The 20,900-nt window shown below is 69.4% G+C and carries 21 protein-coding genes; 14 read left to right on the top strand and 7 right to left on the bottom strand.

What is annotated here, in order from left to right; translation table 11 throughout:
* Positions 1-89 precede the first annotated feature (89 nt).
* A complete protein-coding gene (locus AB4Z14_RS19500) occupies positions 90-614 on the bottom strand; it encodes a 2'-5' RNA ligase family protein (RefSeq protein ID WP_442276659.1) in 525 nt (174 codons plus the stop codon).
* Between the two features lie 119 nt (positions 615-733).
* On the opposite strand from AB4Z14_RS19500, the gene AB4Z14_RS19495 reads away from it, so the two are divergent.
* The 13 genes from AB4Z14_RS19495 (at position 734) to AB4Z14_RS19435 (ending at position 12,567) form a co-directional block, all read left to right on the top strand.
* A complete protein-coding gene (locus AB4Z14_RS19495; protein WP_442276658.1) occupies positions 734-1,378 on the top strand; it encodes a hypothetical protein in 645 nt (214 codons plus the stop codon).
* Positions 1,375-2,727, top strand: a complete 1,353-nt coding sequence (locus tag AB4Z14_RS19490) for a hypothetical protein (RefSeq protein WP_442276657.1) — start codon at positions 1,375-1,377, stop codon at positions 2,725-2,727. Before AB4Z14_RS19495 ends, AB4Z14_RS19490 begins: the two co-directional genes overlap by 4 nt.
* Positions 2,728-2,799: 72 nt before the next feature.
* Positions 2,800-3,195 carry a PPOX class F420-dependent oxidoreductase gene (locus tag AB4Z14_RS19485; RefSeq protein ID WP_442276699.1) on the top strand — a complete coding sequence of 132 codons (396 nt, stop codon included), beginning with the start codon at positions 2,800-2,802 and terminating at the stop codon, positions 3,193-3,195.
* Between the two features lie 62 nt (positions 3,196-3,257).
* Entirely contained in the window at positions 3,258-4,214 is a 957-nt protein-coding gene (locus AB4Z14_RS19480; protein WP_442276656.1) for an oxygenase MpaB family protein, read from the top strand.
* Between the two features lie 180 nt (positions 4,215-4,394).
* Positions 4,395-4,913 carry a glycine cleavage system protein R gene (locus tag AB4Z14_RS19475; RefSeq protein WP_442276655.1) on the top strand — a complete coding sequence of 173 codons (519 nt, stop codon included), beginning with the start codon at positions 4,395-4,397 and terminating at the stop codon, positions 4,911-4,913.
* 373 nt (positions 4,914-5,286) lie between these two features.
* A complete protein-coding gene (locus AB4Z14_RS19470; RefSeq protein WP_442276654.1) occupies positions 5,287-7,197 on the top strand; it encodes a glycoside hydrolase family 15 protein in 1,911 nt (636 codons plus the stop codon).
* A 66-nt stretch (positions 7,198-7,263) separates the two neighbouring features.
* Positions 7,264-7,818 carry an RNA polymerase sigma factor gene (locus tag AB4Z14_RS19465; protein ID WP_442276653.1) on the top strand — a complete coding sequence of 185 codons (555 nt, stop codon included), beginning with the start codon at positions 7,264-7,266 and terminating at the stop codon, positions 7,816-7,818.
* A complete protein-coding gene (locus tag AB4Z14_RS19460; protein WP_442276652.1) occupies positions 7,815-8,762 on the top strand; it encodes a hypothetical protein in 948 nt (315 codons plus the stop codon). Before AB4Z14_RS19465 ends, AB4Z14_RS19460 begins: the two co-directional genes overlap by 4 nt.
* The gene (locus AB4Z14_RS19455) at positions 8,759-9,658 is read left to right on the top strand and encodes an ATP-binding cassette domain-containing protein (RefSeq protein WP_442276651.1); all 900 of its coding nucleotides are present in this window, start codon (positions 8,759-8,761) and stop codon (positions 9,656-9,658) included. The genes AB4Z14_RS19460 and AB4Z14_RS19455 overlap by 4 nt, the downstream gene beginning before the upstream one ends.
* Positions 9,658-10,608: a hypothetical protein gene (locus AB4Z14_RS19450; RefSeq protein ID WP_442276650.1), complete on the top strand. Its 951-nt coding sequence runs from the start codon at positions 9,658-9,660 to the stop codon at positions 10,606-10,608. Before AB4Z14_RS19455 ends, AB4Z14_RS19450 begins: the two co-directional genes overlap by 1 nt.
* Positions 10,605-11,207 (top strand): hypothetical protein, encoded by a 603-nt coding sequence (locus AB4Z14_RS19445; RefSeq protein ID WP_442276649.1) that lies wholly within the window; start codon positions 10,605-10,607, stop codon positions 11,205-11,207. The genes AB4Z14_RS19450 and AB4Z14_RS19445 overlap by 4 nt, the downstream gene beginning before the upstream one ends.
* A 93-nt stretch (positions 11,208-11,300) precedes the next feature.
* On the top strand, positions 11,301-11,915 hold the full coding sequence (locus tag AB4Z14_RS19440) for an isochorismatase family protein (RefSeq protein ID WP_442276648.1): 615 nt from the start codon (positions 11,301-11,303) through the stop codon (positions 11,913-11,915).
* 118 nt (positions 11,916-12,033) lie between these two features.
* Positions 12,034-12,567, top strand: coding sequence for a hypothetical protein (locus tag AB4Z14_RS19435; RefSeq protein ID WP_442276647.1), 534 nt, complete (start codon positions 12,034-12,036; stop codon positions 12,565-12,567).
* Positions 12,568-13,266: 699 nt separating this feature from the next.
* On the opposite strand, the gene AB4Z14_RS19430 is transcribed toward AB4Z14_RS19435, so the two are convergent.
* The 4 genes from AB4Z14_RS19430 to AB4Z14_RS19415 all read right to left on the bottom strand — a co-directional run bounded on the left by AB4Z14_RS19430 (position 13,267) and on the right by AB4Z14_RS19415 (position 17,612).
* The gene (locus tag AB4Z14_RS19430; protein ID WP_442276646.1) at positions 13,267-13,785 is read right to left on the bottom strand and encodes a very short patch repair endonuclease; all 519 of its coding nucleotides are present in this window, start codon (positions 13,783-13,785) and stop codon (positions 13,267-13,269) included.
* Positions 13,786-13,821: 36 nt separating this feature from the next.
* Entirely contained in the window at positions 13,822-15,039 is a 1,218-nt protein-coding gene (locus AB4Z14_RS19425) for an McrC family protein (RefSeq protein WP_442276645.1), read from the bottom strand.
* Positions 15,036-16,418 carry an McrB family protein gene (locus AB4Z14_RS19420; RefSeq protein ID WP_442276644.1) on the bottom strand — a complete coding sequence of 461 codons (1,383 nt, stop codon included), beginning with the start codon at positions 16,416-16,418 and terminating at the stop codon, positions 15,036-15,038. Before AB4Z14_RS19420 ends, AB4Z14_RS19425 begins: the two co-directional genes overlap by 4 nt.
* 69 nt (positions 16,419-16,487) lie before the next feature.
* The gene (locus AB4Z14_RS19415; protein ID WP_442276643.1) at positions 16,488-17,612 is read right to left on the bottom strand and encodes a DNA cytosine methyltransferase; all 1,125 of its coding nucleotides are present in this window, start codon (positions 17,610-17,612) and stop codon (positions 16,488-16,490) included.
* A 54-nt stretch (positions 17,613-17,666) separates the two neighbouring features.
* Between AB4Z14_RS19415 and AB4Z14_RS19410 the strand changes: the two genes are divergently transcribed.
* On the top strand, positions 17,667-17,927 hold the full coding sequence (locus AB4Z14_RS19410) for a helix-turn-helix domain-containing protein (RefSeq protein WP_442276642.1): 261 nt from the start codon (positions 17,667-17,669) through the stop codon (positions 17,925-17,927).
* Positions 17,928-18,593: 666 nt separating this feature from the next.
* Here the strand turns inward: AB4Z14_RS19410 and istB are convergent.
* Positions 18,594-19,403, bottom strand: a complete 810-nt coding sequence (gene istB, locus AB4Z14_RS19405) for an IS21-like element helper ATPase IstB (protein ID WP_442276641.1) — start codon at positions 19,401-19,403, stop codon at positions 18,594-18,596.
* Positions 19,403-20,632, bottom strand: a complete 1,230-nt coding sequence (gene istA / locus AB4Z14_RS19400; protein ID WP_442276640.1) for an IS21 family transposase — start codon at positions 20,630-20,632, stop codon at positions 19,403-19,405. The genes istB and istA overlap by 1 nt, the downstream gene beginning before the upstream one ends.
* Between the last annotated feature and the right edge of the window lie 268 nt (positions 20,633-20,900).

Genomic DNA, 20,900 nt, shown 5'->3' with positions numbered 1-20,900 from the left:
GTGTGTCTCTCCCCGAAGGTTTGTTGGTCGGGGAGAAGAGACACGGGCACCCCTGTCGATACTGGGCACCGGTACTCATACCGGTCTCGTCAGGGCACTCCGGACAGGTCCCACGTCGTGCCGTCGGTCGTGTCGATGAGAGCGGCCCGGTCGCACCGGAGCGTCAGGGGCAGCCGGTCGGACACCGCGTCGACGACGACCTGCAGCCGCGCCCCGGGCACCCCGGTCGTGGCGGAGACGTGCGGCATCCAGTGACCGGGCTCGTAGTGGCGGTGCATCGTCGCGCCGGTGGCCCGGAGCGCCTCGACCGCGCGGGCCTGCCGGGTGGCGAGAGCGACCGAGGCCGAGCCGGCGAGCGCCACGCGTCCGCGCGGGAAGACGACCGTGCCCTGCACCGAGACCTCGACGGGGCCGCCGTCGCCCAGCCCGGCCACGGCGGCGCGGGCCGCCTCCTCGTCCCAGGCCAGCAGGACGGCATACGACAGGTGCGGCACGTGGTGGCCGTGGGTGTGAGAGAGCAGCGTCGGGACGCCGTCCTCCTCGAGCCGCTCCCAGAGTGCGCGGACGGCGCGGTCGGACCTGCGGTCGAGCAGCAGGCAGAGCGCGAGCGCCATGGCCCATTGTGCGCACGCCGCCCGGCGACGGGGGCCGTCGGCACGTATCACCAGCCCGGCTCGACCGTCAGATCAGAAGGGGCACCGTCGAGGCGCCCGGTACGAGGAGGGCGAGCCCGATGCCCGAGCACATGGACCACCACATGACCTCGCAGCCACCGGACCGGACCCGGTGGCGCCGGACCGCGATGCTCACGCTCGCCGCGGTGACGGTGGTCCCGTGGTCGATCACCGCGTGTTCGACGGCACAGCCGGGTGCGACGCCGCCCCTGGCGACCGTGACGGTCACGCGCGCTCCCAAGCCGCTCCCCACGTCGCTCCCCACGTCGGCTCCCGTCCCGACGCCCACCCCGACCTCCAGCCCGGCGCCCGTGCCGGGGGCGACGTCCGTCCCGGTCGAGCTCGAGGGCACGTGGCGCAGCCTCGACCAGGGATCGGCCGAGGTGCTCTACACCTTCCGGCCCGACGGCCGGTTCGAGCGGGCGGAGGTCATGATGCAGTCGCGCTCGAGCGGCACCTTCGAGTTCGACATCGGCACGAAGGGCGTCGTCGACGTGACCGGCTCGACGCTGACACTGACCCCGCAGGGCGGCGTGCAGACCCTCCACGATCCCGACTCGCCGTCCGGCAGCTACGACGGGCGCCCGCTCGACGACCTGTCGAAGGAGACGTACACGTGGTCGCGGGAGGGAGAGAACCTCGTCCTCGTCGGCAGGTTCGGAGCGGTGACCTACGAGCCGATGACGCAGGAGGCACCCCGGTGAACGTCCCCGACTCACCGGCCGAACGCGCCGTCGGCCGTCTGGACGGGTGGGCGGCGCGGATCCGCTCGAACCCGGCGCAGGTCGCCGTCTCGGTCCTCGTCGCGGCGCTGCTCGCCGGTGGCACGTGGCTGGCTGCCCAGGCGGGCGGCGACTGGCTGCAGTCGACCCGGCTCGAGACCCGCTCGATGGCCCTGACCGTCGAGGAGGTGCGTCACCTCTACCAGGACCAGGCTCCGGTCGCGCTCGACCTCGCGCTGCTCGAGGTGCGGGCCGATGCCTTCCAGGACGCGTCCGACGCGGTCACGTCGCGGGGTCTCGCGACGCCCGGCAGCCGGCTCGCTGCCGCGGAGGCGGCGACGCTGCGCAAGACCGCCGGCGAGCTCCGAGCCGGGCTGCAGCAGGCGGGCAGCTCCCTGCTGTCCGCGGACTACGAGCGAGGCGACCACGGGTATGCCGTGAGCTCGCGTCTCGCGGACGCGCTCACCCTGACGGGGGCCGACCCTCAGGGCGTCCAGGACGCCGTCGCCGACGGTGACGCCCGAGCGGCGTGGGCGTTGCGGCTCGCTGCGATGTCGGTCGTCGCCGCGGCCGCCTTCGTCGTCGTCCGCACGGCGGGCCACCGTCACCGGGCGCAGGCAGCGACGCGCCCGCACGCCCAGGGCACGCCTGAGGGCGACGACGACGTCGGGCTCGTGCCCCAGCCGTGGCAGGAGCGGACCCGGGCCCAGCGCCTGGCCGCCGCCGTCGCTCTCGTCGCGTGGCTGCTGCTGCCGGTCCTCACCGCGGCCCAGCTCGTGCTCTCGAGCGGCTCGGCGCGCGACGACGCCGAGTCCTCACGACGGGCGACGACGATCACGGGCTCGCTGCTCGCGAGCCAGCTCTACAGCTCGTTCGCACTCCGGAGCCAGCAGGAGCATGTCCAGCTCGGGATGCTCTCTCTCGCACGGCAGTTCGTCGCCGTCGGAGACGACGTGCCGGGCCAGCCCGAGCTCGCGAAAGCAGACGCCGCCGCGGCGTCGACGTGGGCGCAGGTCGCGGGCGCGATGACGGCGCCTCCCACCGAGTCGGACGGGGTCCCGGCCGACGTCGTCGCGATGGTGACGTCCGAGCCGGCGGACTACGACCGGCTCCTCGCCGCCCAGCACGAGGCGGTCGACTCCTCGCAGCGACGCGGCGACGCGGCGAACCTCATGACCCTCGGCCTCCTCCTCGCCGCGTTCACGGCGACGGCCGCAGCGTTGGCGCGACGACCCGGACGGGCTGGCACGACCGCGACGACGACCGCGGCGCTCATGGCGGCGACGGCCCTCGCCATCGGCGTCGTCGCGGTGGTCCGGTCGCTCGCTTGAGGACGTCGCCGGGCACGTCCTCGGCACGGGCTGGGGGCCGGCGACACGGCATACGCTGACGGCGTGAGCCCCATGCCGAGCGACCTCGACGTCGTCAACGCCAACCGCTACGTGTCGCTGACGACGTTCCGCCGGACGGGAGCTCCGGTGAGCTCGCCCGTGTGGGTCGCCCGCGACGCCGGCGAGCTCGTCGTCATCACCATCGACCCGAGCGGCAAGCTCAAGCGGCTCGCGCACACCGCCCGGGTGGAGCTGCGTCCCTGCGACATCCGCGGGCGCGTGCCCGAGGGGGCGCCGACGTATGCCGGCACGGCCGTCGTCGACCGCAGCCCGGAGGGCGTCGCCGCGGTCAAACGCGCCATGGGCCGCAAGTACGTCATGGCGCGGCTGGGTGACGCCCTGGCCGCAGTCACCGACCGGGTGCGGCCGCGTGGCCCGCGCGCCGGCATCCGGATCACACTCGGCTGAGCCGTCGCAACCCTGTACAGATCGTTTCCGCGCGCCGCTGACCTGCGGTTATGTTGTCGATCATGAGTCCCACGGCAGGAGCCCGGCTGGTCCAGCGCCAGCTCGGCGTCATGCTGCGCAGCAAGGTCGCGGGCGATGATGCGCCCGACCGCGCGCAGCGGATCTGGGGTGCCCAGGGAGAGCGGTGGTTCACGCCCGACGACCCGGTGTGGCGAGTGCACGCGGACGCCTCGATGTTCCCGGCGGGCGTGACGTCGCTGCTGCTCCAGATGCTGCACCCGATGGCGATGGCCGGGGTGGCCGGCCACAGCGGCTACAAGAGCGATCCGTGGGGGCGCCTCCAGCGCACGAGCCACTACCTCGCGACGACGACCTTCGGCACGATCGAGCACGCCGAGGAGGCCATCGCCATGGTCCGCTCGATCCACGAGCGGGTGCGCGGCAAGGACCCCCTCGGCCGGCCCTATCGCGCTGACGACCCGCACCTGCTCATGTGGGTGCACGCCGCCGAGATCGACTCCTTCCTCCGCGGCTACCAGACCTTCGGCGACACGCCCCTGACCGACGACGAGGCCGACGTCTACGTCGCTCAGGCCGGCATCCCGGCCGGACGGCTCGGCGTCATCGACCCGCCCACCTCGGTCGCCGAGCTGCGGGCCGTCCTCGCCTCCTACCGTCCCGAGCTCGAGACGTCGCCGGCCGCCCGCGAGGCCGCGCGCTTCCTCCTGCTCGACCCGCCGCTGCCCTTCTACGCCCGACCTGGCTATGGGACCCTCGCCTCCGGAGGCGTGTCCCTGCTGCCCGGGTGGGCGCGCGAGATGCTTGGTATCCCGCTGCCCGGCGTCGTCTCGACGCTCGTGGCGCGGCCGCTCGGGCACCTCGGCACGGCGGCGGTGCGCTGGGGCATGGCCGGGCTCGCCGAGCGGCGCCCGTCCGACACCCCTCCCGACACCCCGTCGGGCTCCCCCAGACCCCCCGACGAGCCGGATGACCTCGTCGGGGCCCAGGCCGCCAGCTGAGCGGCCACCTTTGACCGGGCCGGGTTGCACTCAAGAAGCGGGTGCACCCGGCCCGGCGCCTACCTCCCGACGACGGACCGATGTCGTCACCCGATGGCGTATGCCGTGGGCTGGCTCATCGGGTGGCCCGACGTCGCGCGGCCTGCCGCGCGAGCGGGCCCCGGTCAGTAGGCTGCGGATGTGCCCAGACTCGTGCTCACCGTCATCGGCGACGACCGCGCCGGCCTCGTCAGTGCCCTCGCGGACGTCGTCACCGCGCACGACGGCAACTGGGAGGACAGCCAGCTCGCGGAGCTCGCCGGCAAGTTCGCCGGCATCGTCGTCGTGGGTGTGCCCGGTGAACGGGTGGACGCGCTGACGGCCGCGCTGCGTGAGCTCGACGGGCTGCTCGAGGTGGCCGCCCATCCGGGCGCCGAGGCCTCGGGCGTTGCTGATGACGCCGACGCGCAGCGGCTGACGATCGACCTGCTCGGCAACGACAGCCCGGGCATCGTGCGCGAGGTGTCGTCGGTGCTGAACCGGCACGAGCTGTCGATCGAGACGCTGACGACCGGGACGCGCGAGGCGCCGATGGCCGGCGGGCTGCTCTTCGAGGCGCACGTCGTCGTGCGGGTGCCGGGCGGGTCGGACTCGGCCGCACTGCGGGCGGACCTCGAGCGACTCGCCACCGAGCTGCTCGTCGACATCGCCGTCGCCTGACGGCGGCCTGCGGCCCTGGCCGCCGCGGCTGTGCATTGGGTCATCAGGTGACTCAGCGCGTCGTGGCGGCTGCCTGGGGATGACGATGGGGCCCGCCTCGCGATGCGAGCTCGGGCCCCGTGACGGTTCACGTACCACAACGGGCCAACCGCCGAAGTCTGCGTCGTCGGTGGACGACTCCCTCCAGTGGAGACCCGCGCACGCGCGCGAATGTCCGAATTCGTGAGACCTTGCGGGACTCTTGCGCGGCTCTTGCGGCGGTGGCGCACGGTCGGGGCGCGGAGGCTTCGGTGCGGCATACGGCCAGGACGGCATACGGGCTCGGAGCGCGGCTCCTCTTGTGCGCAGGGGGGACCACGAGCAGTCTGAGGACATGGACGCTGCAGCCGACGTCGCGATCTCCCACGCCCCGACCGGGCCGACCGGGCACGTGAAGGCGGTCCCCATCGCGGACTACGGGTTCCTGTCCGACGGTGAGGTGACGGCCCTCGTGGCACCGGGCGGTGACGTCGACTGGATGTGCGTGCCGCGCCTCGACTCCCCGAGCGTCTTCGGGGCGGTGCTCGGGCGGCACTCGGGCCGCTTCCGGCTCGGGCCGTCCGACGTCAGCGTGCCGACGGCGCGGCGCTACCTGCCGGGCACCATGGTGCTCGAGACGAGCTGGGGCACCCCGACGGGCTGGATCATCGTCCGCGACGTGCTGCTCATCGGACCGTGGCGCCACGACGAGGACGTGTCGCCGAAGCACCGGCGCACGCCGATGGACTACGACGCGGAGCACACGTTGCTGCGGACGATCCGCTGCGTGTCGGGCGAGGTGCAGACGGTGATGGAGTGCGAGCCGGTGCTCGACTACGGGCGCCAGCCGGTGACGTGGGACTACACCGACCTGGGCTACCACCAGGGCCGCGCGACCGGCGCGGGGTCGGATGTGGTCCTCACGCTGACGACGGACCTGCGGCTCGGCTTCGAGGGCGGGCAGGCCGCTGCGAGAACGCTGCTCCGGGAGGGCGACGTCCGCTACATCGCGCTCTCGTGGGGTGAGAAGGCGCCGCCGACCGACTTCGGGCAGGCGTACCAGCGACTCGTGTGGACGGCCCATCACTGGCAGCACTGGCTCGCCCGCGGTCGCTTCCCCGACCACCCGTGGCGCAGCTACCTCCAGCGAAGTGCCCTGACGCTCAAGGGACTGACGTATGCGCCGACGGGCGCGATCGCCGCCGCGTCGACGACGTCGCTGCCGGAAACCATTGGTGGGGAGCGCAACTACGACTACCGCTACACGTGGATCCGTGACGCGACCTTCGCGCTGTGGGGGATGTACTCGCTCGGGTTCGACTGGGAGGCCGTCGACTTCTTCTCGTTCATCGCCGACATGGCCGAGCGCGACGAGGACCTGCAGATCATGTACGGCATCGGCGGGGAGCGTGAGCTGCCGGAGTTCGAGCTCGACCACCTGTCGGGGTATGCCGGGTCGCGGCCTGTGCGCATCGGCAACGCCGCGCACTCCCAGGTGCAGCACGACGTCTGGGGCGCGCTCCTGGACTCGGTCTATCTCCACTCCAAGGTCGCCGACCACCTCGACGGGCGCATCTGGCCGATCCTCGGCAAGCAGGTCCGGTCGGCGCTCAAGCACTGGCAGGAGCCGGACGCCGGCATCTGGGAGGTGCGCGGCGAGCTCAAGCACTTCACGTCGTCAAAGATCATGTGCTGGGTCGCGGTCGACCGCGGGGCAAAGCTTGCGTCGATGATCGGCGAGGACTCGCAGGCGGCGGAGTGGGAGCTGGCCGCCGAGGGGATCAAGGCCGACATCCTGGAGCACGGCGTCGACGAGCGTGGGGTGCTGACGCAGTACTACGGGGCGGACGCGCTCGATGCCTCCCTGCTGCTCGCGCCGCTCGTGCGCTTCCTGCCGCCGGACCACCCGGTGATCCGAGCGACGGTGCTGGCCATCGCGGACGAGCTGACGGTCGACGGGCTGGTGCTGCGCTATCGCGTCGACGAGACCGACGACGGCTTCTCCGGCGAGGAGGGGACCTTCACGATCTGCTCGTTCTGGCTCGTGTCGGCGCTGTCGGAGATCGGCGAGCACAAGCGGGCGCACGAGCTGTGCGCGAAGCTGCTCTCCTTTGCCGGGCCCCTCGAGCTGTATGCCGAGGAGATCGACACCCACACCGGGCGCCACCTCGGGAACTTCCCGCAGGCGTTCACCCACCTGGCCCTCATCAACGCGGTCATGCACGTCATCGCCACCGAGACGGGCGGCGAGCTGCCTCCCCGCTGACGCCCCGGACCGCGCTTCGTCGCCATACGGAGAACCGATCCGGCCCTCCGGGTCGACAGTAGAGATGTGTCACCGCTCGTCGCTCCCGACGACCAGAGCCTCCTCGAGGCGCTGGCCTCCGGGGACGTCGGCGCCCTCGAGAGGCTCTACGAGCGTCACGCACCGTGGCTCTCGGTCCGGCTGATGCGGCGCTGCAACGACCGTGAGGTCGTGGCTGACGTCCTCCAGGACACCTTCGTCGCCGTGTGGCAGGGGGCCCGGCGCTACCGGGGGACGGGCGAGGTCGGCGCCTGGATGTGGGGGATCGCGATCCGACGGCTCGTCAGTCGTCTCCGGTCGCGCCGGGACGTCGTGCTCCTGCGCGACCCGGGGGCCTCCGGCACTGCCTCGCCCACCGCCGAGGACGAGCTGCTCCTCGGCGTCGAGTACGGCGACCTCGGTCGGGCGATGGCCGCCCTGTCCCCCGAGCTGCGCGCCGTCATGCAGGCGACCGTGCTCGACGGCCTCACCACCCGGGAGGCCGCGCGACTGCTGGGCATCCCCCAGAACACCGTCAAGACGCGGGCACACCGCGCGAGGGCGCGCCTGCGGGCGAGCCTGCTGGAAGGAGCCTCGTCATGATTACGCGCCACGTGCGGCCGGACGACCTGCGCGCCTGGGTCCGCGGCGAGGCCGACGCCGTCACGTCGATGTCGCTCGAGCAGCACCTGCTGCGGTGCCCGCAGTGCCAGGCGGGTGTCGCGGCCGAGCTGCCCCCGATGGCGTATGCCGTCAGCTCCCTTCCCGACGTCACGCCCCCTTCGGAGGCGGCAGGTGCCGAGCAGCCTGAGCCACCAGCGCTTTCCGAGGTTCCGAACGCGCCCGACCTGCCGGACGCGCCCGACCTGCCGGACCTGGCGGCCGTCTGGGGCGCCGTACGCGACGAGATCGAGGTGCCACGCGTGTCGCTGCTGGAGCGGCTCCTCGCGCGCCTCGGCCTTCCGCCCGGCGACGCGATGCTCGTGGCCGCGGCGCCGGCGCTGCGCGGGTCGTGGATCTGCGCGGTCGCCCTCGCCGTCGCCTTCGCGGTCGGCGGGGCCGTGGCGGCGCGCAACGGCAGCGTCATGATCTTCCTCGTCGTGGCGCCGCTCGTGCCGGTGCTGGCCGTGGCGGCGGCCTTTGGCCCGGAGGGCGGGCCGGCGCTCGAGCAGGAGAGCTCGGCGCCGTACCCGCTCGCACGCCTGCTCCTGCTCCGGACCGCCGCCGTGCTCCTCGCGGCCCTGCCCGTCGTCCTCGTCGGCCAGTTCGTCTTCCCGGAATCGGCGGCGTGGGTGTGGCTCCTCCCGGCGCTGGGATTCACCGCGGCGGTGCTCGCTCTCTCGACGTGGTTCGGGCCGTGGCGTCCGGCGAGCGCCATCACCGTCGTCTGGGTCATCGCCACCGGCGCGGCCTCCCGCCTCGACACGATCTGGGCCGTCTTCGCGCCGCAGTACCTCGTCCTCTACGTCCTCATGCTCCTCATCGGGCCGCCCGTCCTCGTCCTCCGAGCCCGGCGACTCGGCACGATCGGAAGGATCGCGTCATGACCGCAACCAGCTCGACCCCGGTCTCCCTGCGCGGTGTCACCAAGCGCTACCGCTCACTCGCGGCCCTCGACGACGTCGACCTCGACCTCGGGCCCGGCATCACCGGACTGCTCGGTCCGAACGGCGCCGGCAAGACGACGATGCTCCGCGTCATGGCGACCGTGCTGCGACCCGACGCCGGCGAGGTGCGGCTCCTCGGCCGCGACCCGAGCCAGCCGGATGCCCGCACCGAGGTCAGGCGGCGGCTCGGCTACCAACCGCAGGAGCTCGGCTTCCCGCGCGGGTTCTCCACCTTCGCCTTCGTCAACTACATGGCAGTCCTCAAGGAGTGGGCCGACCGTGGATCTCGTACCACCGAGGTGAGACGAGTGCTCGACCTCGTCGGCCTCGGCGACGTCGCGACGAAGCGGATCAGTCGTCTCTCGGGTGGGCAGCGGCGCCGGGTCGCCCTGGCCCAGGCCCTGCTCGGCACCCCGGAGCTGTTGGTCCTGGACGAGCCGACGACGGGGCTCGATCCCGAGCAGCGCGCGTCCTTGCGGGGCGTGCTCGCCGACATCGCCGCGACGTCGACGATGGTCATCTCGACGCACCAGACCGAGGACGTCGCCGCGCTGTGCCGCCGGGTCGTCGTGCTCGACGCCGGGCGCGTGCACTTCGACGGCACGGTGCCCGAGCTCGTGTCGCTCGCAGCCGGACGTGTCTGGATGGCCGCGGCCCCGGATGCCGCGGCGCAGGCGTCGTGGCGCACCGCGTCCGGGCGCTATCGCAACGTCGGGGAGAGCGTGCCGCGGGGGGCCGAGCTCGTCGAGCCCAGCCTCGAGGACGCCTACCTGCTGCTCCGGGGCGCAACGGCCGCCGCCACCGCTGACGCCACGACCTCGGCGGAGGTGGCGTGATGACCACCACCCCGCAGGACGCCCTCACCGTGACGACCGCCCTCGCCCCGCATGGCGGCTACCGCAGCCCGTTCGCCGCGCTCGCCCGCATCGAGGCATGGCGCTTCGCCCGACACCCGATGTTCCTCGTGGGCACGGCACTGGGCGTCGTCTTCACGGCCATGGCCCTCAACGAGCAGGCACACCAGGTCACCAGCGACTCGCTCAGCCTGCCCGTCGTCGCCCTGACGGTGGGGGTGGCCTCGATGATCACCGCCTACCACCTGACGCGGTCCTTCCACGGGGCCGGCGAGCTGCTCGAGGCGTCGCCCACCTCCGTCACGACGCGGACGGCCGCGCTCTGCCTGATGGCTGGTGTCCCTGCGCTCGTCGCCTCGGCGTGGCTCGTCCTCTACTACGCCATCGGCCCGTCGGCGTTGAGTGCGCCGGAGTGGATGTACGGCCCCTTGTCGCACGCGGCGGTCGCGGCGGTCCTCGTCGAGAACTCGGTCGCGACGGCCGTCGGCGGCACCCTGCTCGGCATCGCGGCCGGCCGGTGGTGGCGGTTCCGTGGGGCATCGGCGGTCCTCGTGCTGGCGGTGGTCGTCTGGACGATCGGCGTCCTCGGCGCCTTCAGCACCACCGAGGGGGCACCGCCAGCGTGGTTCCGCTGGGTCCGCCTCTTCGCCCCCGTGGGCTACTTCTCGTCGGCATCGGCCGACTACGTCACGGTCACCAGCCTGACCGGGTCGCCGGCGTGGTACCTCGCCTGGGTCATCACCCTCTGCGCCCTCGCGGCCCTCGCCGCACTGCTGTGGCGGTCGGAGGGCCGGACCCGGCGGCGGCTCGTCCGCATCGGCGCGGTGACCCTCGCGCTCTCGGTGATCGCCTATGGTCTCGCCTCCGCCACCGGCCTCAGCCAACCGGTGCGCTCCTACCCCGACGGCCACAGCGTGGTCGTGACGCGATGATCCACTCGCGCGTCCTCGGGCCGGCCGCGGGCATCCCGTGGCGGCCCGTGGCGGCCCTGACCTCAGTGGGACTGCTGCTGCTGGGGGTCGCGGCGACGTGGACCACCAGCGCCGTGGCGGGCACGGCGCTGGTGGTGGGCGTGGCCGCCCTCGCCGCGGCGACGGCATACGTCCTCGACGAGGCGGCAGCCGAGGCAGTGGGGGCCGCGCCCATCTCCCTGCGGAGGCGCAGCCGAGCCCGACTCGTCGTCGCCGGTGGGGTGCTCGTCGCGGGGTCGATGGGGGTCGCCGCTCTGGCGGTCACAAGCGGGTTGAGCGCTCGGTTAGGGGTCATGGTGTGGCTGACCGGCTGCGTGCTTGTGGCCGTCGCCGCGGCCGCTGCCCTGCGTCGGCACGTGCCCGAGCCCGGGGACGCGGTCGGCGGCGCACTGCTGACGGTGGTCATCGCGCTGGCCGTCGTGAACCCGCTCTCGCGCTGGGTCGACGTCTTCCCGAGTGAACCGGACGCACGGTGGGCAAGCTCGTTCGTGCTGTGGGGTGGCGTCGTCGCCGTCTGCCTGGCGGTGCTGACGCGCGCGACCCGGGACCCGCTCGCCTGACGATCGGCGGCGCTGGTGTTCGATTCGCCGGTGGCGATGGGCCGGCGAGCCGTAGCGTGCACCCAGGGGGCCGAGGCGACCGGAAGGCGCACCATGATGCAGTTCGAGGTCGACCCGAGCCGGATGGCCCTGCTCAGCATCGACGTCCAGAACGTCTTCGTCGAGATGGCGGCGGACGCGCCCGCCGTCGTCGAGCGCATCAACCGTCTGGCGGAGGTATGCCGTGTGGCCGGCATCCCGGTCATCCACGTGCGGCACGCGGTGGCCGAGGGCGCCGATCTCGGGATCCTCGGGGAGATGTTCCCGCCGGTGCGGGAGGGGATGCTCGACCGCACGTCCCACACCGCCGCATTCCACGAGTCGCTGGTCATGGACCCGTCCGACCACGTGCTCGAGAAGCCGCACTTCGGCGCCTTCCACGACCCCGACCTGCTGACTCGGCTCGAGTTGCTCGGCGTCGACACGATCATCATCACCGGGATCGAGACGAACGTCTGCTGCGAGACGACGGCCCGCGAGGCGATGGTCCGTGACGTGCGCGCGTTCTTCATCAGCGACGCCACGACCACCGGCGGGGTGCCGGGGATGGAGGTCGCCGAGGTGCAGCGCGCCTCGCTGGCCACGGTCGGCACCTTCTTCGCCCAGGTCGCCACGACCGACGAGATGATCGACTGGATCGGTGCTGCGTCTGAGTCCACCGAGCGATAAGCGGTCGACTCGTCAGTGGGTGGGTGACGGCCGCCGAGGCGAAGGGTGGAGACTGGGGGTTCGGCGACTGCACCACGAAGGAAGCGGATGACTGCCCATGTCTGACCAGGAGACGTTCGTGACTCCGAAATTCGCCCAGCCCTACTGGGCGAAGCACGCCTACGAGGTACTCGTGGAGACCGCGGGTCGCTACAACGCCGTCATCACCTACTCCGAGCTCGCCGAGGAGGTCCAGCGTCGCTCGTCACTGCGGACCAAGTCGCAGATGCGCAACTGGATCGGTGCGCTGCTCGCTGATCTGGTCAAGGTCAACCACGTGCGCAACGAGCCGCCACTCGCGTCACTGGTCGTCCGCAAGGACGACGGACAGGTCGGCGCCGGCTACGACGAGGCGCTTCGTGTCGCTGGCGAAGCCCCCATCACGGATCCGCTCGAGCGCGAGAACAGCGCGGCTGCCGCACGGCTCGAGTGCTACCGGCACTGGGGAGCCGACGTGCCCGCTGATGCGGTGCCGACGCTGACGGCCAAGGCCCGCGTCGTCCGGGCGAGCACGCCGCGTGCGACGGCTGCCACGGAGGCTCGACGCGGTGCGGTCTGCCCGACCTGCTTCATGGAGATGCCGGTCTCCGGCCCCTGTCCCAACTGCGACTGACGCGAACCCCTAACGCTGAACTCAGGGCGAACTAAGCCCGGGAGTCCCACGGGATTCTCGGCTCCGGTCGCGTTGCCGCGAGATGGTTCCACACGCGGTCCTCCTGCGCGCCCTGTGCGTCGTCGGATACCTGTTGAGGCTTCTGCGACGCACCGGGTCCGCTCGTCGCTGCGCCATGGGGATCGTGGTGATCTGCCGCAACTCGACCTCATCGCTCCTCAGCGGGGACACCGAGGCCGCCTGCTGCCTGCACTGCTGCGGCTGCACAGGTTCGACTCGGGTAAGCACTCAGGAGGCCATCGGCATGCTGCCGCTAGTCAATCTTCGGCGCGAGTGCACGTCGCCACAGGGTGAGCCGACGGGCGTCGCCCTGCATATCGGTCTCGACCTCGCGGCACACGCCCGCAACCTCTCGGTCGACGTTCTTTACCTCGTCTCCGGGCGACATCGACTTGAGCGAGGCCATCGGTTACCGCGAGCGTCGCCAACCGAAGTCGCCTGCTGGAGCCACAAGTCAATTTTCCCAACGATTTGGACCGCGCCCGGTTGCTCGACCTCGCCCGCTCGACGGTTTGCGACGTTGAGGACCACCGTCGGATACTGCTGCGCGACCACTTCTGGGACCAGGTCGGCCATCGACCGCTGGCGTGTAGACCAATGCGACAGGCATGGCCAACGGACAGGTGTCGTCCGGTCCCCTCATCGGTCTGCCGACGCAGGGCCGGCTGTGGCGGTAGCGCGCGGTTCTCTTGGGTCGAGATTCAGCTGGTGGAGTCGCGGGGTGTCAGGCTCCTCGAACGCGACCCTTGTGCGCAAGTACAAGAGAGCCTCCGCGACTCCGGCAGGGTTCTCGCGTATTGCGCACTCCCAAACACGAGTGACATGCCATCCGGCCTCAATCGCGAGCCTGGTGGATCGCATGTCGCGTTCGGCATTCCTCTGCATCTTCTGCTCCCAGAGAGCCGCGTTTGGCCCAGTCCAGGGGGTGGTGCGGCCGTGGGCTGGACATCCATGCCAGAAGCACCCGTCAACGAAGACAGCCAAGCGTCCGCGCGGAAGTACAAAGTCAGGGGTACAGCCAGTTTGGATCCGGCGGTGGAGGCGGAAACGTCCGCCCGCGGCGTGGATTGCGCGACGCAGCGCCACCTCCGGTGCGGTGTTCTTTGCCTTACGACCCGCTAAGTGGCGACCAGCGCGCGTGGACTCCCACTGAGACATGCCTTCAAGGTATGGGATCGGGGCGAGTACCCCGGCTCATACGCTTGAGACGGTATGCCACCACTGGCGGATCTCGTCCTTGAATGCTTTCGAGGCCTCCTCAGCCGAGACCTCGATTCGACTGTCCCACCGGACTCGCCATACGTCGATGTCCCCAACCCGGAGTGGATTCGTCGGGAGCTGGCCACCAAATCCTACGTGAAGGGCGACCTGCCGCTGATACGCGACGGCAAACGCGATCAACTGGTAGAGGTCGGCTCGAACCCAGGACCCCTCCCAGACCTTGTACTTGACATCGCCGATGGCGGAGTCGCCAAGGAGGAGATCGGGATTGACCGTCAGCGACGTCCCTGTCAAACGACGCCTACCCTTCGTGACGGCGATGCTGGGAGCCAGCGACTCGGCAGCAAGTGCTCGCAAGGCGTTTTCGACGGGCAGGGGTGTAGGGAGAAGGAATGAGGAAACGGGCGTTGGCCCGCTGTCTACGCCAGTGCCGAGTCCTGCGAGGACGAGGCGGGCGAGGGCTATGGCGTCAATGTAGCGTGCAGAGGTACGGTCAGGTTCGGCCCGGAGGTCGGCTGGCTGTAGGGGGCCGATGCCCTCCATGTGATAGGTCGCGACGCGGGCCCTTCGACGTAGGTCCGCGCGCATGACTCGGTTGCGGCCAAGCAGACGAGCTGCGGCGGCGAGGATGCGGTTCAGCGGCGTGTCGACCGTGAACTCCTCGAACTCACACGGGAACCGTAACTGTCCTATGGCTACCGCTATGGCCGACCGGGGCGCATCCATTCGCCCGCGCAAAGTGGTGAGTTCAGATCTCTCGAGTACGTAGAAACTCCTTAGGCCGCCTCTAATGAGGCTCTCGAGCGTATGGAGGTACCAGGACGCTAGAACGTCCTGGAGGCTTTGCGAGTTGGAGATGGGGACCGTGGCGGGTGCTGTCTTCGGGAGAGAACCACCCAGGCGCAGGAGGAAGATCAGGTGGTCGAGCGGAATCTTTGGCCGCACATTGAGTCGCGCCCCCGGGAGGCCGACGACACCTACGGCATTGGCCACACGAACGCGCCAGTTCACCCCGTCTGTGGTCGCGCACTCGATCAGCGTCCGATCGGACTCGTCAGCACTACTGTTCTGGTCGTTGCCGCCCCAGGCGAGCCGTCGCCCGATTGCGCGAAGCGCCACGGCCTGCTCGCGAGTGAGCGGCAACATCGTCGCCGCGGACTCGGTGATCTCTAGGTCCAGTTGAGTTGTCACGTCACGGCCGAGGGCCAGAACGCATCGACAGTGAAGCGTGCCAACTCGTCAGGTAGATCGAAAAGGTACTCCTCGATAAGTGGTCGAATCTGACGAAGCCACACCTGATTCAGACGGCCAGATGTCATCCCGCGCTCGTCCATTAAGAAGGTGTGGCCAATGGTGTGGTGTCGGTCCAAAAGCTGGGTGAGCTGGTCGTTGAGCTCGTTGAAGCCCACTACCAGTTCGGGGACCTCATTGTCATGGTCTTGGTAGAAGGCCTCGAGTGCCTCTCCTGAAGGCGCCAGCTCGAAGATCATGAAGCGACGTCGAACGGCCGCGTCGATACTTCGGATGCTGCGGTCCGCAGTGTTCATCGTGCCGATAAGCAAGATCTGGGGCGGCAGGGCGAATCCAGGCGTATGCAGCAGATCGACTGGTTCACCGCGGCGCTCAATGGCAAAGAGCAGCTCGCCAAGGACTCTAGGCAGGTTGGCCCGGTTCATCTCATCCATGATTAGGACACGCGGCCGCTCGTCCGGCGCGGTACCCGCTGGATTGCACGCTGCTGCCACCCTACGCAAGACGCCCGGCTCCACTTTGAATGTCAACACCCCGGCGTCCGAGGTCGCAGGACGTAGGCCCTCGACAAAGTCCTCATAGCCATATGTCGCATGCAGCTGAACCGTGGTCACCCGTGCGGTATCACCTCCGGTGAGGTAGCCCGCTAGCGCCTGCGCAGTATGTGTCTTGGAGGTACCTGGCGGTCCGGCCAGGATGATTTGTGGCTGGTCTGACTCAAGCACCTCCAGCATGTCGAGCAAGAGATCGTCCACGAGTCCTGTGTGTTGGTGGAGCGATGTTAGGTCGGTTTGCACGTCAGGGGCCGCGGGAGTCGTCTTGGTCGCCGGCGCCTCCTCATCCAGCCCTCGGATCAATGCCACCGTGTGCTTCAGTGCGGGTTCGGTCAGCTCACCCTTGGCGTCCACAGCATCCAACACGTCGAGCAACGCCTCCCACTTCGATCCACCTCGCCCAGACTTCAAGGAATCCTCAAGGCTCTGGCTCCGGAGCGGGTTTGAGACGTAAGGGTCAGTGGAGTTCCCCAGACGGCGAGCAATTGCAGGAAATTTGGCAGTCGTGTATTTGGCGAAACTGCGCGCCGTGAAGTAATCGTCGCCAAGGTCTCGGAGCGCTCGTGAGTCGGGGACGTCCATGATGTGCTTCAGAAGTAGCTGCGTGAGGAGCGCATAACGCTGGGAGACCTGCGCCTCGGCGTCGATGACTATGGCAATCTTTGACCTAATTTCGTTCGGTAGCTGATCCGGCTCGTCCTCGGGCCTTTCCCACAGGTCCGTAAGCGCCCCGATTCCAGCCTGATACGCGCTTTCGCTGTCCACACCATGCCCTTCCCTCGTTGACCCGAGAGAGGCTAGCGCGCCTGGACCGCGACGTCTGCCAAAAGCAAATCATCGAGAGTCTTGGCCCTTCAGAGCACTCGCGACTGCGGACGCGACGTGGAAGGCGAGCATTGGTGGCACGGCATTGCCCACCTGGCGGTACCTGGCACTCTGTGGCCCCTGCCAGTCCATGTCCCGAGGAAACGACTGGAGAGCGGCCGCCTCCTCAACCGTGATACGGCGCATCCGAGCGTGGTCGGGAAGCCCGTCCAGCGGCGGCAGGCCCTCAACGACCACCCGCCGGTGGTACTCAACAATCCATGGCGTCTTCGAGTGTTCGAGCTGGTCGAGGTCGATCACAGGAGTACGGTTGCCGCCCATGGACGCGGGGAGCGTGGGGGCAGGGCGCTCCAGATCTATAAGACGTCCTTGGCCGTTGAACAACATCCCAGCAAAAGGGGAGCGGCGCTTCACTGGGTTTCTGGCAAGGGTCACCTTGGCCGTGCAGACCGACTCGTTTCCAGGTCTCCCGAGCGGGGGCATGCTGCGAAGCACCGCGCCCGCGGCGGGCGGCGCAGACACAGTGGGCGGCGATGAGAAGTCGACTGCGGGGCTGCCCTTCGGCAGCCCAATGAGGAACATCCGTTCCCGAGCCTGGGGCGTACCCCAGTGGGACGCGTTGAGGACAAACAACTCGACGTCATAGTCGCCGCGTGCGCTGTCCTTCATCCTTTGGATGATCTCTGACCACCGGCGATTCCTTGCTAACCCCGCGACATTCTCGAGCACGAAGGCACGCGGGCGCACTCGCGCTACCACATCTAAAAACTCAAAGACGTGCTTGGACCGTGGATCTGCAGGGTTCATGCGACCGGCAACCGAGAAGCCCTGGCAAGGCGGCCCGCCGATAACCAAGTCGGCTTGACCAGCACCGAGTTCTTTGCCAGCCTCCCGCACATCTCCGCAAACGGCTTGATGGCCCTCGAAGCGTTCAGCCGCGGCGCGCCACAGGGGATCTTCCACCTTCACGATCCGGTTGTAGGTATCCACGGCGTGCTGATCGAAATCGTTCGCCCAAACGGGTCGGAACCCGGCCTGGGCGAAGCCAAGGTCCAAACCTCCGCAGCCGGAGTACAACGACACGAAGGTTCCCAAGTCGCCTGACACCCCACGTGCACTATGCGATTTCGTCATGAGCCCATCCTATCTGTCGCTGACACGTCTATGGGACACCGATAGCCTTCGAGCGTGTCGCCTCCGCCCACTGCCGATGGCCCGTTCAACCAGACCCTCGCGGAGCTGCTCCATGACTTGCGCATGACGGCGGGCCTCTCCCAAGAAGTGCTGGCGACCGAACTCCGGTGGGACCAGGCAACCGTCTCTCGCATCGAGACGGGTCGCCGCCGGGTGGAGGTCGCGGAACTCCTGGCGTGGGTGCATGCAACGAATTCGAATCCGAACCTCGTGCTCCGGCAGATCGATGCAGCCTGGAGGCGAACGGCGTACTGATCCGCCGGCCGCAGCGATCCAAGGCGGCGATGGTGCGCTGACATGAAAGCATCCTTATGTAGAGCACCGACAGAGGCGGACCGAGGGGGGCACCTCATGGAGCCGGCCGCACTGCCGGATGCGCCACGTGCGATGGCTGCTCTAGCAAGTCTCAAGTAGTTGGCAGCCCGCCAGACCCGATCCAGCGGTGTCGACAGTCGTCGACGAGGACCAAAACGGGCTCTCGTGTCACAACTGCGGCTGGCGCGGACAGCACCTCGGTCTCCATGCGCACCGAGACCATGGAATGACTGCCTTGCAGTACAAGCTCGACCACGGGCTGCGCCGCTCAAAGGGCTGGTGGCGGCAGCGGTACGCGACAAGCTCGTGGAGCGCTCTTCTGCCCAGCTTGAGAGCCGGTCGGGGTTCCTGGCCAGCCGGGACACCCGCCAAGCCACCGCAGCCCGGATCGCCGATCGGAGGCCACTCTCCCCCGCTGGCGCGGCCGCCTCGGCGGCGGCCGCAGGCCGGCATCGCGGGTCGCGCCGTACCGAGATCGTCGTAGTCGCGCAGAGTCCGAACCCAGGCCTCGGGGAGACGAAACACGAGTCAGGCTTTCACGTGTCGACAACGCTCGAAAATGAGGCAGATCCGACGTTCTAAATCGAGGCCACCGGTTCGTGGTTTCTAGTCTGCCGTGTCCTGGGTTCTGATGCTGGGCAGCGTGTCGATGCCGCGGTTGCGGAGCCGGTAGCTGGCGCCTTTGAGGGTCAGGACGTCGGCGTGGTGCACGACGCGGTCGATCATCGCGGCGGCGACGGCCTGGTCACCGAAGACACCTCCCCAGCCGCTGAACGGCAGGTTGGAGGTGAGGATCAGCGAGGCGTGTTCGTAGCGGGATGAGACGAGCTGGAAGAACAGGTTCGCGGCGTCTTGCTCGAAGGGCAGGTAGCCGACCTCGTCGACGATGATCAGTCCGTAGCGCCGTAGCCGCGCGAGCTCTTGCGGGAGCCGGCCGGCGCGGTGGGCCTCGGTCAGGCGGGTGACCCACTCGGTCGCGGTCGCGAACAGGACCCGATGTCCGTGGTGCGCGGCGGTGATCCCCAGGCCGGTTGCCAGGTGGGTCTTGCCGGTGCCGGGCGGGCCGAGCAGCACGACGTTGCGGGCCTCGGTGAGGAAGCCGCCGGAGGCGAGTGCGGCGATCTGCTGACGGACCGCGGGTTGAGCGTCCCAGTCGAACTCTTCGATCGTCTTCCTTGCGGCAAACCCGGCGGCCCGGATGCGTAGCTGTGCGCCGGATGCGTTGCGGGCTGCGACTTCACGGTCCAGCACTGCGGCGAGGTACTCCTCGTGGGTCCATCCCGCGTCGCGGGCGTGGTCGGCCAGCCGCGCGGCGGCCTCGATGATCCGGGGCGCCTTCAACGCCGACGCCAAGTAGGTCAGCTGCTTGAGCGGCTCGCTGCCGTTGCTCTTCGCCTTGTTGGTCCTGGTGGTCATCAGGCCACCTCACCATCGGCGAGCCCGCCGTCGAGGAGCCCGAACGCGCGGTCGTAGTCGGCCAGGTCCCGCGCCAAGCCCTCTTGGGGATCCGGCGCTGGTCGGGGTCGCTGGAACTGCTCGCGCAGCACCTTGGCCGCGGCGACGTGGACGGGATCGGTGATGGTCATGCCGCGTGCCCAGACTCGGTCGTGAGCGGCGACGAGGCGTCCTTCGTGGCGCACCTCGACCCTGGCCAGGTCCGCGGTCACGTCGACGAACCGGCCGATCACCGCCGGGTCGACCGAGTAGTCCGAGGAGTCGACGCGGACGTAGTAGTCACGACCCGAACGGACCCGGTTAACCCAACCCACGGTCGGCGCCACGGGCGGCAGGGGAAGCATCGCCGCCCTGTCGACATCGAGCAGCTCGACCGGACGAGCCTTGGTGGTGCGCACGATTCGGGCGTTCGCGATGGTGAGCCAGTCGGCGAACTGGGTGTTGAAGTCGGCCGGTGACTCGAAGGTCCGGGCCGGCATGAAGGAGGTCTCGAAGAACCCGTTGCGACGCTCCACCACGCCCTTGGACTCGGGGTCGTAGGGCTTCAACCGCTGCAGCGTGGTAGCCAGTGTGCCGGTGAACGCCCCCACGCCTTCGGCGTGCCTCTTGCCGCGGCCGATGCCGGACTCGTTGTCCCAGATCAGCCTGCGTGGGACTCGGCCCAGCTGCTGGAGCAGCACCCACATGCCGAGCAGCAGATCCTCGGTGTGCCGAGTCGGGATCATCCGGCCGACCATGAACCGTGAGTGGGCCGCGGTGATCACCATGACCGGCAGCAGGACCTTCGAGCCGTCCTCGAGCGGGATCTTCTTGGGCGGGAACCACAGGTCGCACTGCGCCGCGTCCCCGGGCAGCCACGTCAACCGGTCCGCGGGGTCGACCGGCCGATACTGCGGACGCAGTCGTTGGACGTTGTCACGGAACCACGTGATCGACCCGCCCCAGCAGACCCGCTCGGCGATCACCGTGGCCGGCATGTCCGGCGTCGCCGCGAGCAGTTGCCGCACCAGCGACTCGAACGGCGTGAACGACGTCGGCACCGCCGGCCGCTCGTACTTCGGCGGCCGATCCGAGGCCAACGCCCGCGCCACCGTCGACCGTCCGACCCCGAGATCCTTCGCTACCTGGCGCTGCGGAACACCGTCCGCGACCAGCCGCCGGATCAGAGCCCAATCCTCCACTGAGATCACCCAACCAATCTGTCTGGGTGGCCTCGTTTTCGACCGTCGCTATGGCCTCGTTTTCAAGCGTCGTCGACATCACGCCAGATGAGGCGCGGTAGATGCGGAACCACCCCGCGCCGTCGACCTTCGCCGCCTCGTCCAGCTCCTTCGGGATCGAGTCGAAGCACGGGCAGAAGAGGATGACTGTGTACCTCAGCATTCAATCCGTCATCGGGAAGCGACGAAGGCATACGGTCTGACGGGGCCGTATGGCAGCGTCAAACAGTGTGGAGGC

The sequence above is a fragment of the Terrabacter sp. 2TAF16 genome (genome assembly GCF_052115065.1).
GTDB lineage: Bacteria > Actinomycetota > Actinomycetes > Actinomycetales > Dermatophilaceae > Terrabacter.
This window is presented reverse-complemented; position numbering and strand designations above follow the sequence as displayed.

What these genes read in the sequence shown, in the direction of transcription:
- AB4Z14_RS19440 (WP_442276648.1), top strand. Translation starts at nt 11,301, where the DNA reads ATGATGCAGTTCGAGGTCGACCCGAGCCGGATGGCCCTGCTCAGCATC.
- AB4Z14_RS19485 (WP_442276699.1), top strand. Translation starts at nt 2,800, where the DNA reads ATGCCGAGCGACCTCGACGTCGTCAACGCCAACCGCTACGTGTCGCTG.
- AB4Z14_RS19415 (WP_442276643.1), bottom strand. Translation starts at nt 17,612, where the DNA reads ATGACGAAATCGCATAGTGCACGTGGGGTGTCAGGCGACTTGGGAACC.
- AB4Z14_RS19460 (WP_442276652.1), top strand. Translation starts at nt 7,815, where the DNA reads ATGATTACGCGCCACGTGCGGCCGGACGACCTGCGCGCCTGGGTCCGC.
- AB4Z14_RS19450 (WP_442276650.1), top strand. Translation starts at nt 9,658, where the DNA reads ATGACCACCACCCCGCAGGACGCCCTCACCGTGACGACCGCCCTCGCC.
- AB4Z14_RS19430 (WP_442276646.1), bottom strand. Translation starts at nt 13,785, where the DNA reads ATGTCTCAGTGGGAGTCCACGCGCGCTGGTCGCCACTTAGCGGGTCGT.
- istB (WP_442276641.1), bottom strand. Translation starts at nt 19,403, where the DNA reads ATGACCACCAGGACCAACAAGGCGAAGAGCAACGGCAGCGAGCCGCTC.
- AB4Z14_RS19455 (WP_442276651.1), top strand. Translation starts at nt 8,759, where the DNA reads ATGACCGCAACCAGCTCGACCCCGGTCTCCCTGCGCGGTGTCACCAAG.
- AB4Z14_RS19500 (WP_442276659.1), bottom strand. Translation starts at nt 614, where the DNA reads ATGGCGCTCGCGCTCTGCCTGCTGCTCGACCGCAGGTCCGACCGCGCC.
- AB4Z14_RS19445 (WP_442276649.1), top strand. Translation starts at nt 10,605, where the DNA reads ATGATCCACTCGCGCGTCCTCGGGCCGGCCGCGGGCATCCCGTGGCGG.
- AB4Z14_RS19480 (WP_442276656.1), top strand. Translation starts at nt 3,258, where the DNA reads ATGAGTCCCACGGCAGGAGCCCGGCTGGTCCAGCGCCAGCTCGGCGTC.
- AB4Z14_RS19495 (WP_442276658.1), top strand. Translation starts at nt 734, where the DNA reads ATGCCCGAGCACATGGACCACCACATGACCTCGCAGCCACCGGACCGG.
- AB4Z14_RS19470 (WP_442276654.1), top strand. Translation starts at nt 5,287, where the DNA reads ATGGACGCTGCAGCCGACGTCGCGATCTCCCACGCCCCGACCGGGCCG.